Raw genomic sequence first — 15,097 nt, forward strand, 5'->3', positions numbered from 1 at the left:
GGACCGCCGCATCTCAAAAAACGCCCTCACCGCCGGGCCGCGCGGACCCGGGGTGAGGGATGTCGGTTCGGGAAAGCGGCGGGGCCTGGGCCCCGCGCCATCTCCATCGCCTCCGCGGAGGCGATGATGCGGCGGCTCAGAGCGAGCGGCGCACCACTTCCACGCGGTAGCACTCGATCACGTCGCCAGCGCGCATGTCCTGGTAATTCTCGAAGGACATGCCGCAATCCTGGCCCGCATGGACGGTGTTCACAGCGTCCTTGTAGCGGTTCAGGGTCGACAGCTTGCCCTCGTGGATCACCACGTTGTCGCGAATGAGGCGGACATGCTGGCCACGCTCCACGATGCCGTCGGTGACGGTGCAACCCGCCACCTTGCCGACCTTGGAAACCGCGAAGATTTCCTTGATGAGCGCGTTGCCCAGCATGGTCTCGCGGTTGATGGGGGCCAGCAGGCCGCTCATGGCCTGCTTCACGTCATCCACCAGGTCGTAGATGATGTTGTAGTAGCGGATCTCGATGCCCGCCCGCTCGGCCGCTTCGCGAGCCTCCTTGTTGGCGCGCACGTTGAAGGCGATGATGGACGCGCCGGAGGTCTCCGCCAGCGTCACGTCGCTCTCATTGATGCCGCCAGCGCCGGAATGGATCACCCGGGCCTGGACTTCGTCGTTGCCGACCTTCTCTAGCGCGCCGATGATGGCTTCCACCGAGCCCTGCACGTCGCCCTTGATGATGAGCGGGAATTCCTTGCGGCCCGAAGACCGCACCTGGCTCATCATCTGCTCCAGCGAACCGCGGACGGTGGCGGACCGGGCCGCCGCCTTCTCGCGCTTCTGGCGCTGGCGATAGTCGGTGATCTCGCGGGCGCGGGCTTCGTTCTCTACCACCGCCAGACGGTCACCGGCCTCCGGCGTGCCGTTGAAGCCCAGCACTTCCACGGGGAAGGACGGGCCGGCCGCATCGGTGTTGGCGCCGACATCGGTGATGAGGGCACGCACGCGGCCCCACTCGGCACCCGCCACGACGATGTCGCCGATATGCATGGTGCCGCGCTGGATCAGCACGGTGGCCACGGGGCCGCGGCCCCGGTCGAGCTTGGCCTCAATGACGGTGCCTTCCGCGGCGCGGTCGGGATTGGCCGTCAGGTTGAGGATCTCGCTCTGCAGGGAGATGGCTTCCAGCAGCTTGTCCAAGTTGATCTGCTTGGTGGCGGAGACCTCCACTTCGAGGGTCTCGCCGCCCATGCTTTCCACCTGCACCTCATACTGGAGCAGCTCGGAGCGCACGCGCTCGGGCTTGGCATCGGGCTTGTCGATCTTGTTGATCGCGACGATCAGCGGCACCTTGGCGGCGCGCGCATGATTGATGGCCTCGATGGTCTGGGGCATCACGCCGTCATCGGCCGCCACCACCAGCACCACGATGTCCGTCACCTTGGCGCCGCGGGCGCGCATGGCGGTGAAGGCCGCGTGGCCGGGGGTGTCGATGAAGGTGATCTTGCCGCCGAGCGGCGAGGTCACCTGGTAGGCACCGATATGCTGGGTGATGCCGCCGGCTTCGCCGGAAACCACGTTGGCCTTGCGGATGGCGTCCAGCAGCGAGGTCTTGCCGTGGTCGACATGGCCCATAATGGTGACCACCGGCGGCCGCGGCTGCAGCTTTTCCGGCGCGTCGGCCACGTCGAACAGGCCTTCTTCCACATCCGATTCGGACACGCGGCGCACGGTGTGGCCCAGGTCCTCGGCGATCAGCTCGGCCGTGTCGGCGTCGATCACGTCGGTGATCTTCACCATCTGGCCCTGCTTCATCAGCATGCGGATCACGTCCACCGCACGCTCGGACATGCGGTTGGCCAGTTCCTGGATGGTGATGGTCTCCGGCAGGATCACCTCGCGGGTGATCTTTTCCTTGCTCTCCATCGCCCGGTGGCCGGTCATGCGCTGAGTGCGCCGACGGAACGAGGCGACGGAACGCTGGCGCTCCTCCTCGCTGGACAGGGCGTTGGTGAGGGTCAGGCGACCGCGGCTCTTCTCGCTGCCGGGGCTCTTGGGGAGCTTGACCGGGGCGACGGGACGGGGCGGGGTCGCGCCACGGCGGGCGGGACGACGCTCTTCATCCTCGCCACCTTCCGTCGGGGTGGTGGTGGCTGCCGGACGGGGCGTGAGCGGGCGGGCTGCGGCGGGGGCGGCAGAAGAGGCGCCGCGGGCGGCACCCTGCTCCTCGCCGAAGCGCTTGCGCGCTTCCTGCTCGGCCTTGCGCTTGCTCTCGTCTTCGAGGGCGCGGCGGCTTTCTTCTTCACGCTTGCGCGCTTCGGCGGCCTCGCGCTCGGCGCGCTCAGCCCGCTCGCGCTCGGCGCGACGGCGGGCTTCCTCCTCGGCGACGCGCCGCTCCTCCGCCATGCGCTGCTCTTCGACCGCGCGAACGCGGGCGTCGGCAAGGGCATTGGCGCGGGCGTTGCGCTCTTCCTCGGTCAGGGTGCGCAGCACCACGCCGGAGCCGCCGGGACGCTGGTTGCCGGGACGGCCGCCCGCACCGCCGGGGCCGCCGGAACGGCGATCGGCATTGGGGCCGCCCTGTCCAGGGCGGTTATTGCCCTGCCCGGGCCGCTGCTGGCCCTGGCCGGCGCCGGAACGCTGGCCGCCGCCGGGGGCATTGCGCGCCGGACCGGAAGACGAGGAGCCAGTGGGGCGCGACGCCGCGCCCGAGGATGTGGTGCGATTATCCATCGGACGGGACGATGCTGAGGTCGGCGCGGCGGCGCGGGGCGGAGAGGAGGCGGGCGGCTGAGGCGCTGGCGCCGGCTTGGCCGCTGCAGGTGCGGGCGGCGGCGGGGCAGCGGGAGCGGGCGCCGGCGCGGCGGGGGCCTCGGCCTCCGGCTTCGCCGGTGCGGGGGCCTCCACCTTCGGCGCGGGCGGGGCGACCGGCGCCTCGGGGGCGGCCGGTGCCGGAGCCTCGACCGGAGCCTTGGCGATCACGGGAGCGGGGGCCGCCGGTGCGGCCGGTTCTGCAACAGGGGCCGCCGGCGCGACCGGAGCGGGCGCTGCTTCCGGCGGGCGGGTTGCCACCGGGGTCGCGGCCGGGGCGGGTGCGGCGGGACGGGGAGCCGTGGGGGCGACCGGGGCCGCAGGCACGGCAGGGCGTGCCGCCGCCGGTGCGGGAGCCGGGGCAGGGGTCGGGGCGGGCGCAGCGGTGGGCGCAGCCTCGCCAGGCGCAAATGTCCGGCGCTTCACCTTCTCGACCACAACCGCCTTGGATCGGCCGTGGCTGAAGCTCTGACGGACCGTTCCCTGCTCCACCGGACGCTTCAAGGTCAAGGTCTTGCCGGGGGTGGGGTGAAGGGTCTTGTCGCCGGGGGTCTTAGTATCGTTCATTCCGTATCCGTTCCTGGCATCCGTTCGTCCGGCGAGGCAAGCCGTTCTGACGCGCTGGCGGGTGGGGCGGACCGCCAACGCTCGAGCTTACGGCACCGCGTAAGAAATCCCGCGGTCGTCGGATGCGCGAGCAGCGCAGCGTGTACCACATTTGACCGCCCCAGCGCCAAGTCCAATTCAAGGCCGGAGAGGCAGTTCACGATCGCCACCGCGCCCATGCCGGCAGCCATTCTGCGACGGACAGAGCCGTCGAGCTTGCGCACCCCGTCCGCAGCGGCATCCGCAGCGTGCACAAGCACACTCACGGGCTCGCCGGCGAGGGCAGATTCCACTTTCATATTTCCGGTAACCACGCGCCCCGCCTTGTTGGCCAGGGATAGCGCCGCGCGGGTGTCGGCGAGCAGGCGCGCTTCCACGAGATCGGCCAAGTCGGGGCCGGCCTGGCCCTTGCCGCGGAACGCGCGCCCGAAGGCGCGGCGCTTCAACGCGGTGGCAAGCGCTTCGCGTGTGGCCGTGACCCAGGCGCCGCGGCCGGGCAGCTCACGGGAAAGGTCGGGCACGATGGCGCCGTCCGGCGCCACCACAAAGCGGACCATGTCCGCCACCGGCGTGACCTCGCGCGTGGCGAGGCACAGACGCGCCAGCGGCGCGCGCGCGGACTTCAGCCCGCGCGGCCCCCCATCGGTCTCTTCCTCGTCCATGATCGCAAGCACGCCGGGTCATCTCCTTTTCTCTCAGGCCTGGGCGCCGTCGGCGCCCTCCGCATCCTCTTCGGACGCGGTGGCCAAATCCTCCTGGCTGATCCAGCCGGCGGTGATGCGCGCCTGCATGATCAGCTGCTCGGCATCCTCGCGGGTCAGCTGGAAGCCTTCGAGCGCGCCCGGGAAACGCTGGGTCTCGCCATCCTTGCGCTCGCTCCAGCCGATGAGGTCATCGGTCGCGCAACCCGCCAGATCCTCCACCGACTTGATGTCGGCCTTGCCGAAAGCCACCAGCATCTTGGACGTGACGCCGGGCACATCCTTCAGATCGTCCTCAACGCCCAGCGCCTTGCGCTCGTCGTCGAGCGCCTCTTCCACGTCCGACAAATGCTTGCGTGCGCGGTTCTGGAGCTCGGTGGCGGTGTCGTCGTCGAAGCCTTCGATGCTGGCCAGTTCCGACAGCGGCACGTAGGCGATTTCTTCGACCGAGGTGAAGCCTTCCGAGGTCAGGAGCTGGCCCATCATCTCGTCGAGGTCGAGGGCCTCTGCGAACATCTTGGTGCGCTCGGCGAACTCCTTCTGGCGCCGCTCGCTCTCCTCCTGCTCGGTCATGATGTCGATGTCCCAGCCGGTGAGCTGGGAGGCGAGGCGCACATTCTGGCCGCGGCGGCCGATGGCGAGGGAGAGCTGCTGGTCGGGGACCACCACCTCGATCCGCTCGCGATCCTCATCGAGCACCACCTTGACCACTTCGGCCGGGGCGAGCGCATTGACGATGAAAGTGGCGATGTCCGGGTTCCAGGGGATGATGTCGATCTTCTCGCCCTGCAGCTCATTCACCACCGCCTGCACGCGCGAGCCGCGCATGCCGACGCAGGCGCCGACCGGGTCCACCGACTGGTCGCGGGAGATGACGGCGATCTTGGCGCGAGAACCGGGGTCGCGGGCCACCGCCTTGATCTCGACGATGCCGTCATAGATCTCGGGCACTTCCTGCGCGAACAGCTTGGCCATGAACTGGGGATGGGTGCGCGACAGGAAGATCTGCGGGCCACGGGGCTCGCGGCGCACGTCATAGATATAGGCGCGGATGCGGTCGCCGGTCTTCACCACCTCGCGGGGCAGCAACTCGTCGCGGCGCAGAATGGCTTCTCCGCGGCCGAGATCGACGACCACGTTGCCATATTCCACGCGCTTGACGAGGCCGTTGCAGACTTCGCCGATGCGGTCTTTGTATTCGTCATACTGTCGGTCGCGCTCGGCCTCGCGCACCTTCTGCACGATCACCTGCTTGGCCGACTGGGCGGCGATGCGGCCGAAGTCGAACGGGGGCAAGGTGTCGGCGATGGTGTCGCCCACCTGGGCGGCGGGATTGTGCCGGCGGGCGCCGTCGAGCGTGATCTCGGTGGCGAAATTTTCCACCTCGTCCACCACCAGGAGGTGGCGGGCCAGGCGCAATTCGCCGGTGCGCGGATTGATGTCCGCGTGGATGTCCGTTTCCTGGCCATAGCGCGAGCGCGCGGCCTTGGCGATCGCGTCTTCCATGGCCGCGATCACGATGGAACGGTCGATGGATTTTTCGCGAGCGACCGCGTCGGCGATCTGCAAGAGCTCGAGCCGATTTGCGCTGACGGCAACCATCAGTGCGTCTCCTTCGCTTTGGACTTGCCGGTCCGCGCTGCGCGGGAGCCCGGATTGGTGATCGCCAGGTCAGCAACTTCGGCGGGTGAAAGGCGGGCCTTGCCGCTGGCTTTCTTGCCGGACGCCGCCTTCAGGTCCTTTTCCGCCTTGCGGGCAGTCTTCGCATCGCGCTTGCGGGCTTTTTTCTCGGCGAGATCTGCGGCCTTGCGGGCGTGGCCGCGCTCGGCATTGGCGGCATCCACGGCGTCCTTGCGATCAAGCTCGGCGTCATCTTGCGCGCCGTCCATCTCGTCCTCAAGGTCGTCGTCCTCACCCAGGCCGCGCTCGGCCGCGCGGGCCCGGCGCAGGGCCTCGGTGATGAGCGCGTCGGTCAAAACCAGCTTGGCCTCGCCGATGTCGCCGGCGGGCAGCTTCACCAGTGGGTCCTCACCCGCCGGGGCATCGGTGCGCTCGAGCAGGGCGTCGGCGCCCTCCGCGCCCCGCAGAATGCCCCGAAAGCGCTTGCGGCCGTTCACCGGCACCGCCATCTCTACCTTCAGCTCATGGCCCGCCCAGCGCACGAAATCGCTGAGCCGCACGAGGGGCCGGTCGATGCCGGGGGAGGAGATTTCCAGGCGATAGGCGCCGGAAATGGGGTCCTCGACGTCCAGCACCGGCGACACGGCGCGCGAGATGGCCTCGCAATCATCGACGGTCATGGAGCCGTCCGGCCGCTCGCCCATGATCTGGAGCGTTCCGCCGTCGCGGCTTGAAACCTTCACCCGCACAAGGCGGTAGCCGAGGTCCGCGACCACGGGCTCCACGATGGCGGCAATGCGTGCCGCGACCCCGGACTCGGTGATGAGGCGGGGTTCGTGAGGATCGCCGGCATCGAGGGCCAAAGCGTCGATCGGGTCGGTCATGTCCCTCCGGGACGTATCTGAGCCGCCAGGCGGGCCTGGGCGGCTATTAAACTTGGATCACCTCGCCCGGTATCGGGCCGGGGGCGAGCTGTCGCGCAAAGGGATCGTTCAGGTAAACGAAAATCGAGCGGGCCCCGGGGAGGACCCACTCTCATCACCTTCGACTGCGATGGCTCTGAGGTATCCCCACATGGGGACAGCGCTAATATAGCCGGAACGCAATCAGATGCAAGGGGAAGCGGGTCGGGGTGCGCGGCCGGGGGGGCGGCGGGGGGCTAGACGACGATGTTTCTTATGAAGCGTACCACGCCCGGACCGGCATTGCGGAACGTATAGGGAGAGGCGCTGGCGAACACCAGGAAGTCACCAGTCGGGATATTGGTGGTGTTTCCACCGCGTTCCAAGATGAGCGCGCCTTCCATGACATAGATCATCTCGTGCCAGCCGACCGCATCGGGCCGCCCCTCATATTGCTCACCGACCGCCAGGGACCACACCCAAAGCTCCGCCTCCAGCCGGGCCGGGGCCGTGCCCAGCAGCACGGCGTTGCTCTCCGCGGCCTGGCCCTGCCACAGCATCTGGTCGATCCGGGCGCCATCGCGGGCATCGGGGGCGCGCACCACTTCCGAAAAGGGCACGTCCAGGGCTTCGCCCAGGCGATCCAGATTGGCGAGGGAGATGTTGGCCTCGCCCGTCTCGATGGCGACGATCATGCGCCGGCTGAGGCCCGAGGCCTCTGCCAGGGCGGCCTGGCTGAGGCTCTTGGCGAGGCGCAATCTGCGCACGTTTCCAGCCACATGGGCGAGCACGTCCGGTCGCGGAACAGAGTCCGGCGCGCGCGAATGTGTGGCTTCCGTGGTGTTCGGAGAGGCTTGACTGCGCATTATATTGCACCTATGACCTGCGCATTATGTTGCGCATCTCGCTCCCACACAATCCCCTCCCCATGGGAAGGGCCTACCGCCCGCTCCTCACCCCCGTTGGTTCGGAGGCGGTTCGCCGCCCCGTGCGCCGCCAGGGTGTGGTGCCGCGACCGGACCCGGAGAAGGTGGCCGGTGTGAGGGAACCCGCGCCGCGGCCGCGCTGGACGCTTCCGGCCTGGATGACCGGCGCGCGGGGCAGCGAGCTGGCGCTCGTGCTCATCACGATGATCTGGGGTACGACATTTCTCGTTGTGCATCAGGTGCTTGCAGTTACCGGGCCGCTCATGTTCGTGGGCCTGCGCTTCGGTGCGGCGGCGCTGGTGCTGGGGCTGATCGCCCTTCCCGTGCTGCGGCGGGTGACCATGCGGGAATTGGTGGCCGGATCTTTGATCGGTGTCAGCATTTTCTTTGGCTATACGCTGCAGTCCTATGGCATGCAGACCATCAGCTCCAGCCAGTCAGCCTTCATCACGGCCATGTATGTGCCGCTGGTGCCGCTGCTGCAATGGGCGGTCATGCGCAAGGCGCCGCGGGTCATGGCTTGGGTCGGCATTGCGCTCGCCTTTGCCGGCCTTGTCCTGCTGGCCGGGCCGGGGGCGACCTCCCTGGGGCTGGGGCGTGGCGAGCTTCTTACGCTGGCCGCCACCGTCGCCATCGCTGCTGAAATTCTTTTGATTTCAAGGGTGGCGGGGCAGGTGGACACGCTGCGCGTCAGTGTCGTCCAGCTCGCGGTGGCCTCGCTGGTGGCCTTCCTGGCCATGCCGGTGATGGGGGAGGAGGTGCCCGCCTTCTCCTGGTTCCTGGTGCTGGCGGCGGCCGGGCTGGGGCTGGCGAGCGGGGTGATCCAGGTCACCATGAACTGGGCGCAGAAGCGGGTGTCTCCCACCAAGGCGACCCTCATTTATGCCGGCGAGCCGGTGTGGGCGGGGCTGGTGGGGCGGCTCGCGGGGGAGCGCCTGCCGGGCCTGGCCCTGGTGGGGGCGGGGTTGATCGTGCTGTCCGTGATCGTGTCGGAGCTGCGGCTGGGTGGCAAGCAAGCTTCTGAAAAATAAGAGAAAGTCATTTTGCCTTCGCGGGGTGTGACGGGGAAGGGGCCGGCGGAGACGCCGGCCTTTTTTGCAGGAATCGGACGGAATGGCTTCTGCTTTTGCGAATGAGTTGCAGTTGCGGTGGCGTTATGGCAGGCTTGCCGCATGAGCCAGCACCCATTCCCCCCCTGTGCGCCCTTGAGCCGCCGGCGCCTGCTCGCGGCCGGCGCCTTCTCCCTGGCCGGCGCTGCCTTCGGGCGGCCCGCCCGGGCTCAAAAGGCATCGAAATTCAAGGTGATAACAACCTTCACCATCATCGCTGACATGGCCCGGAACGTGGCCGGGGAGGCGGCGGAGGTGGACTCGCTGACGAAGCCTGGGGCGGAGATCCACAATTACCAGCCGACCCCCGGCGATCTGCTCAAGGCCCAGGATGCCCAACTCATCATCTGGAACGGGCTGAACCTGGAGCTGTGGTTTCAGAAATTCTTCCGTAATCTCAAGGGGGTGCCGGAGGCTGTGGCGAGCGCAGGGGTGCCGCCCATGGCCATTTCCCAGGGTCCCTATTCGGGCAAGCCCAACCCCCATGCCTGGATGTCGCCCACTGCGGCCCTGACCTATGTGGATAATATTCGCGACGCCCTGGTGCGGCACGATCAAGTAAACGCGCAAGTCTATATTTCCAACGCCGAGGCGTACAAGGCCCGGATCAAGGCTTCCATCGACCCGATCAAGGCGGAATTTGCGCGAATTCCGCCGGAACAAAGGTGGCTCGTCACCTCGGAGGGGGCCTTCTCGTACCTGGCGCGGGATTTCGGCCTGAAGGAGCTCTATCTCTGGCCCATCAATGCCGACCAGCAGGGCACGCCCCAGCAGGTGCGGCGGGTCATCGACATGGTGCGAAAATACCGCATCCCCGCCGTCTTCTCCGAGAGCACGGTCTCGCCCGATCCGGCCAAGCAGGTGGCCCGGGAGACGGGGGCAAAATATGGCGGGGTGCTCTATGTGGACTCGCTGTCCGACGCCGCTGGCCCGGTGCCCACTTATATCGACCTCATGAAGGTGACGTCGCAGACCATTGTCACCGGGCTCATGCTATGAGCCCGGCACCCAAGGACTCGGCTCATGCCATGAGCCCGGCACCCAAGGACTCGGCTCATGCCATGAGCCCGGCACCTGCCGCGGGGCCGCAGTCCACCGGCATCGCGGTGCGCCAGCTCACCGTCACCTATCGCAACGGCCATACCGCGCTTCGGGACGCCACGTTCGAGATCCCCACGGGCACCATCGCGGCCCTGGTGGGGGTGAACGGCTCCGGCAAGTCCACCTTGTTCAAGGCCATCATGGGGTTCGTGCGGGCGGCGCGGGGCGAGATTGCCATCCTCGGCGGCACGGTGAAGGCGGCGCTGACCTCCAACAAGGTGGCCTATGTGCCCCAGAGCGAGGAGGTGGACTGGACCTTCCCCGTTCTGGTGGAGGACGTGGTCATGATGGGCCGCTACGGCCATATGGGATTCCTGCGCCGGCCCCGCCCCGCCGATCACAGGGCGGTGGACGGGGCGCTGGAGCGGGTGGGCATGACGGCTTTCCGCCACCGGCAGATCGGCGAACTCTCCGGCGGGCAGAAGAAGCGGGTGTTCCTCGCCCGGGCGCTGGCGCAGGAGGCGCGGGTCATCCTCTTGGACGAGCCCTTCACCGGCGTCGATGTAAAGACCGAGGACGCCATCATCGCCTTGTTGCGGGCGCTGAAGGCGGAGGGCCGGGTGATGCTGGTCTCCACCCATAATCTGGGCTCGGTGCCGGAATTCTGCGACCGCACCATTCTCATCAAGGGCACTGTGCTGGCTTATGGGCCCACCGCCGAGGTCTTCACCGAGGCGAACCTCGCCCGCACCTTCGGCGGCACGCTGCGCCATTTCGTGCTGGGCGATGCCGGCGGGCGGCTGCGCGTGCTCTCGGACGACGAGCGGCCCCTCGTGGTGGGCCTGCCGGAAGCCGACCGGGACGCGGGGGCGGCCTGATGGACCTGCTGCTCCAGCCCTTTTCCTATGGCTACATGGTCAATGCCATGTGGGTCAGCGCGCTGGTGGGGGCGGTGTGCGCCTTCCTGTCCGCCTATCTCATGCTCAAGGGCTGGTCGCTCATCGGCGATGCGCTCTCCCACGCCATCGTGCCGGGGGTGGCGGGGGCCTACATGCTGGGCCTGCCCTTTTCGCTCGGGGCCTTCTTTTCCGGCGCGCTGGCGGCGGGGGCCATGCTGTTCCTCAATGCCCGCACGCGGCTGAAGGAAGACACCATCATCGGCCTCATCTTCAGCTCCTTTTTCGGGCTGGGCCTGTTCATGGTGTCGGTCTCGCCCACCTCCGTGAACATCCAGACCATCGTGCTGGGCAATATCCTGGCCATCACGCCGGAAGACACGCTGCAACTGGCGCTCATCGGCTTCGTCTCGCTGGCGGTGCTCACCGCCAAGTGGCGGGATTTGATGGTCACCTTCTTCGACGAGACCCATGCCCGGTCCATCGGCCTCAACACCGGGCTGCTGAAGGGTGTCTTCTTCACCCTGCTCGCCGCCTCCACCGTGGCGGCGCTACAGACGGTGGGCGCCTTCCTGGTGATCGCCATGGTGGTGACACCCGGCGCCACCGCCTATCTGCTCACCGATCGCTTCCCGCGCCTGATCCTGCTCTCGGTGGCCATCGGCGCGCTGACCAGCTTCTTCGGCGCCTATGCCTCCTTCTTTCTGGATGGGACGACAGGCGGCATCATCGTGGTCCTTCAGACGCTGATCTTCCTGGCCGCCTTCCTGCTGGCGCCAAAACATGGGCTGCTCGCCGCCCGGCGGCGGGGCGCGGCGGCGCTTGCCGCGCCGGATGCGGGCGGGGAGGTGGCGCCATGAGCCTCTTCGCCGTGCTGGCCCAGCCGCTCCAGTTCGAGTTCATGCGCCTCGCGCTCATCATCGCCGTGCTGGTGGCGGTGCCCACAGCCCTTTTGTCGTCCATCCTGGTGCTGAAGGGCTGGTCGCTCATGGGGGATGCGGTCTCCCACGCCATCCTGCCCGGCGTGGTGCTGGCCTATATGGCCGGCCTGCCGCTGGCCTTGGGGGCGTTCGCGGCGGGCCTGTCCTGCGCGCTGCTGGCTGGATACCTGAAGGCCAATAGCCGGGTGAAGCAGGACACGGTGCTGGGCGTGGTGTTCTCCGGCATGTTCGGCCTCGGCCTTGTGCTCTACACCTCCATCGCCTCCGACGTGCACCTGGACCATATCCTGTTCGGCGACATGCTGGGGGTGGGCTGGGACGACATTGCCGAGAGCGCCGTCATTGCCCTGGTGGTGGGCGGCCTCCTGGTCCTGAAATGGCGGGACCTGCTGCTGTTCGCCTTCGACCCCGCCCAGGCGCGGGTGGTGGGCCTGCCGGTGAACCTGTTGCATTACGGCCTGTTGTGCGGCCTGTCCCTGGCGGTGGTGGGGGCGCTCAAAGCGGTGGGCATTATCCTGGCCATCGCGCTGCTCATCGCGCCCGGCGCCATCGCCTTCCTGCTGACGCGCACCTTCGGCGCCATGCTGGGGGTGGCGGTGATGGTTGCGGTCTCCGCCGCGCTCGCCGGGGTCTATCTGTCCTTCTTCCTGGACAGCGCCCCCGCGCCCACCATCGTGCTCATCCTGAGCGCCATGTTCGTGACCGCCTTCGTGCGGGCCACCACCCGGGCGCGGCAAATGGAGGAGGGGGTCTGACGGGCTCTTGCCCGCGCCGCCCCGCTTCTCGGGAGGAAAACACCAGCCGGCCTGTAAGCCGGGTTCTGTACGGCGGGATTGCGCCCGCGCGGCGGCCATTCCTCTGGGACGCCGGTTGCCCGGCGCCTCTAGCAGTCAACCCGAACGGCGTCCCGAAGACAGGGCTTCGAGGCGGCGAACCGCATCGATGCCGTTCCTATTCGACTTTGCTCCCGGTGGGGTTTGCCGTGCCGCTTCCGTTGCCGGTCGCGCGGTGGGCTCTTACCCCACCGTTTCACCCTGGCCTGCGCACGCGCAGGTGGTTTGATTTCTGTGGCACTTTCCCTGGGGTCGCCCCCGCCGGACGTTATCCGGCACCGTGTCTCCGTGGAGCCCGGACTTTCCTCGGCACCCGAAGGTGACGCGGCCGCCCGGCCGGCTGGTGGGCGCACCAATGGGCGCCCTGGGGGCTGGCGTCAAGGGTGGATGCGCGTCAGCAGGTCCTGGTACACAGGGCGCCAGCGGTCATAGGAGAAGCCAGAGCTGCTGGGGTGGCCGATGCGCGCGGCCGGCACGCCATGAAGATCGATCAGCTCAATCTTGTCGGGTCGTCCAGGATGGCCGATGCCGTTCAGGACCCACCACCACAGGCGTCCGCCGCACACCAGGATCACTTGCGGCTGATGCTCCGCAATCACCTGCGGCAGAAGGCTGGCACCCGCCTTGAACATCTCGTCGGTCGGTGCGAGACGGGCCCCCTCGGCGGCGATGACCGGGACATAATTGTAGAAGAGCAGGGCGTTCCAGGCGGCGTGGTGCCCCTCCTCGCCGAGTTCCCATTTCGCCTTGCCGGTGACGAGCCCGGAAATCTTCGAGAAGAAGGCCCGGCGCTCCTCACCCTCGAAGACGCATGTCCTGACCACATCCTTGGTGAAGCCCGGAATGCAGGTTCCAGGCTCCACGTCGCTGTTGTGGTGCGACTCCCCGAGCACCATCACCCGGTGCCCCCCGAGCGCATTGCCCGCTTCCCCGTAAGCGGGACCCACCCAAGGCTCAAACATACGCGCCCCCCAACTCCGCCCCCTTGGATGCAGATGGCGATCTGGCAGGGCGAATCGGGCGTTACGCTAGATTGTCCCCCGGCCGGCCCGCAATCAGATTCCGCAGCGTCATGATGGTGGAGAGATCCGCCACCCCGTCGACCTTGGCGCGGCGGAAATGGCGCTGGAAGGCGCGCACCACCTGTTCGGTGGCCTCGTCATAAAGGCCGGTCACGGCCAGGCCATAGCCATAGAGCGCCAGCATGGATTGCAGCGCCTCCACCGGCTGGCCAGCATCCCCGCGCATAAAGAAGCGCCCGCCGGTGAGCGGGGCCTCGTGCACCAAATGGCCGACGCCCGCATGGTGCAGGAGGTGCCAGGGGAATTTCTCGCCCGGATCGTCCTTGCGCGCCGGGGCCACATCCGAATGGGCGAGCACCCGGTCGGCGCGGATGGGGTGGCGGGCGAGAATGTCCTGGGCGAGCGCCGCCACGGCCACGATCTGCGCCTCGGGGAAGGGCGGATAGCCATGGGAATGGCCGGGATTGGCGATCTCGATGCCGATGGAGCGGGAATTGGTGTCGGTTTGCCCCTCCCAGGAGGAGACGCCCGCATGCCAGGCGCGGCGCGCTTCCGGCACCATCTGGAGAATGGTCCCATCCTCCAGCACCACATAATGGCAGGAGACCTGCGAGGCCGGATCGCGCAACAGGTCCACCGCCGCCTCGGCGGAGGTCATGCCGGTATAATGCAGCACCAGCATGTCGATGGGGCACCTGCGCTCCCCATGATTGGGGGAGGGCGCGAGGATGCCCACCAGAGGACTGTCGGGGCGGAAGGGCGCGGGCTCGGTCATGGGGCTCTAACTCGGTCCAGTCAGGTCAGGCCGCGCTGGCGGGCGATGCGGTCATAGGCGGCATTCACCGCCGCCACCCGGTCATTGGCGAGCTTGAGGGCGGCGGGCGGCAGGCCGCGGGCGGCGAGCCGGTCGGGATGATGCTCGCCCACCAAGGCGCGGCGGCGCGCCTTCACCTCGGCGTCGGTGGCATCGGGGGCAAGGTCCAGCACCGCATAGGGATCGCCCGGCCGGCGCACATGGCGGGCCTCGATGCGCTCATAGGCGACGCCCTCGAAACCCAGCAGCCGGCCCACCTCGGCGAGGAAGACCAGCTCGTCCTCGTGCAGGGCATGGTCGGCCTTGGCCACGTGGAAGAGGGCGTCGAGCAGGTCCTCGCGGGTGTCGGGATCATCGGCGAACAAAGTGCCGATCTGGCGGGCATAGGCCTCGAAGCCGGCCGTGTCCTGCTTGGCGAGGTTGAAGACGCGGGCGACCGCCTCCAGCTCCTCGGCGGGAATGTCGAACACCTCCCGGAAAGCGGCCACCTCCTGCGGCACCACCACCCCGTCCGCCTTGGCCATCTTGGCAGAGAGCGCGATCAGCCCCACCGAGAAGGCGGCGGCGCGCGGCTCGGGCGCCAGCAGGCGGTCCACCACATGGCCGGCGAGCGCGCCCACGAGGGCCCCCAGCGGCCCGCCGAGCGCCAGGCCCACGCCCGCCCCGCCGATGAGGCCCACATAGCCCACGCCTGAATTCAGCATCGCGCCCGCCCGAAGGTGTCGTGTCCGGGCCAGGGAATACGCCGCCCGCTCCCAAGGTTCAATGCGGCCCGCCCGCCCCGTCCCGGGCGTCCGGCAAAGCCCCGGCTTTCAGGGATTCTTAAGGTGTATGGACCGTAAATGGGGGCCGTCTTCCCATGCAGATTCATTGACGGCCCATC

The 15,097-nt window shown here is 68.2% G+C and carries 13 protein-coding genes and 1 other RNA gene; 5 read left to right on the top strand and 9 right to left on the bottom strand.

The features are described from left to right. Positions 1–136 precede the first annotated feature (136 nt). The 5 genes from infB to ACT54L_RS09885 form a co-directional block, all read right to left on the bottom strand. Positions 137–3,370, bottom strand: a complete 3,234-nt coding sequence (gene infB, locus ACT54L_RS09865; protein WP_476085406.1) for a translation initiation factor IF-2 — start codon at positions 3,368–3,370, stop codon at positions 137–139. After that, complete coding sequence (locus ACT54L_RS09870; RefSeq protein WP_476085407.1) at positions 3,367–4,083, bottom strand: RNA-binding protein; 717 nt, start codon at positions 4,081–4,083, stop codon at positions 3,367–3,369. The genes infB and ACT54L_RS09870 overlap by 4 nt, the downstream gene beginning before the upstream one ends. A 21-nt stretch (positions 4,084–4,104) precedes the next feature. After that, positions 4,105–5,712: a transcription termination factor NusA gene (gene nusA, locus ACT54L_RS09875; RefSeq protein WP_476085408.1), complete on the bottom strand. Its 1,608-nt coding sequence runs from the start codon at positions 5,710–5,712 to the stop codon at positions 4,105–4,107. Further along, positions 5,712–6,614, bottom strand: a complete 903-nt coding sequence (gene rimP / locus ACT54L_RS09880) for a ribosome maturation factor RimP (protein WP_476085409.1) — start codon at positions 6,612–6,614, stop codon at positions 5,712–5,714. Before rimP ends, nusA begins: the two co-directional genes overlap by 1 nt. A gap of 275 nt (positions 6,615–6,889) precedes the next feature. Then, positions 6,890–7,399, bottom strand: coding sequence for a helix-turn-helix domain-containing protein (locus tag ACT54L_RS09885; RefSeq protein WP_476085410.1), 510 nt, complete (start codon positions 7,397–7,399; stop codon positions 6,890–6,892). Positions 7,400–7,716: 317 nt separating this feature from the next. On the opposite strand from ACT54L_RS09885, the gene ACT54L_RS09890 reads away from it, so the two are divergent. The 5 genes from ACT54L_RS09890 to ACT54L_RS09910 all read left to right on the top strand — a co-directional run bounded on the left by ACT54L_RS09890 (position 7,717) and on the right by ACT54L_RS09910 (position 12,300). Next, a complete protein-coding gene (locus ACT54L_RS09890) occupies positions 7,717–8,589 on the top strand; it encodes a DMT family transporter (protein WP_476085411.1) in 873 nt (290 codons plus the stop codon). A 141-nt stretch (positions 8,590–8,730) separates the two neighbouring features. Continuing rightward, the gene (locus ACT54L_RS09895) at positions 8,731–9,666 is read left to right on the top strand and encodes a metal ABC transporter substrate-binding protein (RefSeq protein ID WP_476085412.1); all 936 of its coding nucleotides are present in this window, start codon (positions 8,731–8,733) and stop codon (positions 9,664–9,666) included. A 62-nt stretch (positions 9,667–9,728) separates the two neighbouring features. Next, a complete protein-coding gene (locus ACT54L_RS09900; RefSeq protein WP_476085413.1) occupies positions 9,729–10,586 on the top strand; it encodes a manganese/iron ABC transporter ATP-binding protein in 858 nt (285 codons plus the stop codon). Continuing rightward, on the top strand, positions 10,586–11,464 hold the full coding sequence (locus ACT54L_RS09905) for a metal ABC transporter permease (RefSeq protein ID WP_476085414.1): 879 nt from the start codon (positions 10,586–10,588) through the stop codon (positions 11,462–11,464). The genes ACT54L_RS09900 and ACT54L_RS09905 overlap by 1 nt, the downstream gene beginning before the upstream one ends. Continuing rightward, a complete protein-coding gene (locus tag ACT54L_RS09910; RefSeq protein ID WP_476085415.1) occupies positions 11,461–12,300 on the top strand; it encodes a metal ABC transporter permease in 840 nt (279 codons plus the stop codon). Before ACT54L_RS09905 ends, ACT54L_RS09910 begins: the two co-directional genes overlap by 4 nt. 38 nt (positions 12,301–12,338) lie before the next feature. Here ACT54L_RS09910 and rnpB read toward each other — a convergent pair. The 4 genes from rnpB to ACT54L_RS09930 all read right to left on the bottom strand — a co-directional run bounded on the left by rnpB (position 12,339) and on the right by ACT54L_RS09930 (position 14,918). Then, positions 12,339–12,722: RNase P RNA component class A (gene rnpB, locus ACT54L_RS09915), an RNA gene on the bottom strand. Positions 12,723–12,755: 33 nt separating this feature from the next. Continuing rightward, positions 12,756–13,340, bottom strand: coding sequence for a hypothetical protein (locus tag ACT54L_RS09920; protein ID WP_476085416.1), 585 nt, complete (start codon positions 13,338–13,340; stop codon positions 12,756–12,758). 61 nt (positions 13,341–13,401) lie between these two features. Next, on the bottom strand, positions 13,402–14,175 hold the full coding sequence (locus ACT54L_RS09925) for an N-acetylmuramoyl-L-alanine amidase (RefSeq protein WP_476085417.1): 774 nt from the start codon (positions 14,173–14,175) through the stop codon (positions 13,402–13,404). A 20-nt stretch (positions 14,176–14,195) separates the two neighbouring features. Then, on the bottom strand, positions 14,196–14,918 hold the full coding sequence (locus ACT54L_RS09930; RefSeq protein ID WP_476085418.1) for a TerB family tellurite resistance protein: 723 nt from the start codon (positions 14,916–14,918) through the stop codon (positions 14,196–14,198). Positions 14,919–15,097 lie beyond the last annotated feature (179 nt).

The organism is Aquabacter sp. DMC10, from assembly GCF_056314145.1.

Bases quoted from the DNA above. Each gene is read 5' to 3' on its own strand.
- ACT54L_RS09900 (WP_476085413.1), top strand. From the start codon at position 9,729: ATGAGCCCGGCACCTGCCGCGGGGCCGCAGTCCACCGGCATCGCGGTG.
- ACT54L_RS09890 (WP_476085411.1), top strand. From the start codon at position 7,717: ATGACCGGCGCGCGGGGCAGCGAGCTGGCGCTCGTGCTCATCACGATG.
- ACT54L_RS09895 (WP_476085412.1), top strand. From the start codon at position 8,731: ATGAGCCAGCACCCATTCCCCCCCTGTGCGCCCTTGAGCCGCCGGCGC.
- ACT54L_RS09905 (WP_476085414.1), top strand. From the start codon at position 10,586: ATGGACCTGCTGCTCCAGCCCTTTTCCTATGGCTACATGGTCAATGCC.
- infB (WP_476085406.1), bottom strand. From the start codon at position 3,370: ATGAACGATACTAAGACCCCCGGCGACAAGACCCTTCACCCCACCCCC.
- ACT54L_RS09910 (WP_476085415.1), top strand. From the start codon at position 11,461: ATGAGCCTCTTCGCCGTGCTGGCCCAGCCGCTCCAGTTCGAGTTCATG.
- nusA (WP_476085408.1), bottom strand. From the start codon at position 5,712: ATGGTTGCCGTCAGCGCAAATCGGCTCGAGCTCTTGCAGATCGCCGAC.
- ACT54L_RS09925 (WP_476085417.1), bottom strand. From the start codon at position 14,175: ATGACCGAGCCCGCGCCCTTCCGCCCCGACAGTCCTCTGGTGGGCATC.
- ACT54L_RS09930 (WP_476085418.1), bottom strand. From the start codon at position 14,918: ATGCTGAATTCAGGCGTGGGCTATGTGGGCCTCATCGGCGGGGCGGGC.
- ACT54L_RS09920 (WP_476085416.1), bottom strand. From the start codon at position 13,340: ATGTTTGAGCCTTGGGTGGGTCCCGCTTACGGGGAAGCGGGCAATGCG.
- rimP (WP_476085409.1), bottom strand. From the start codon at position 6,614: ATGACCGACCCGATCGACGCTTTGGCCCTCGATGCCGGCGATCCTCAC.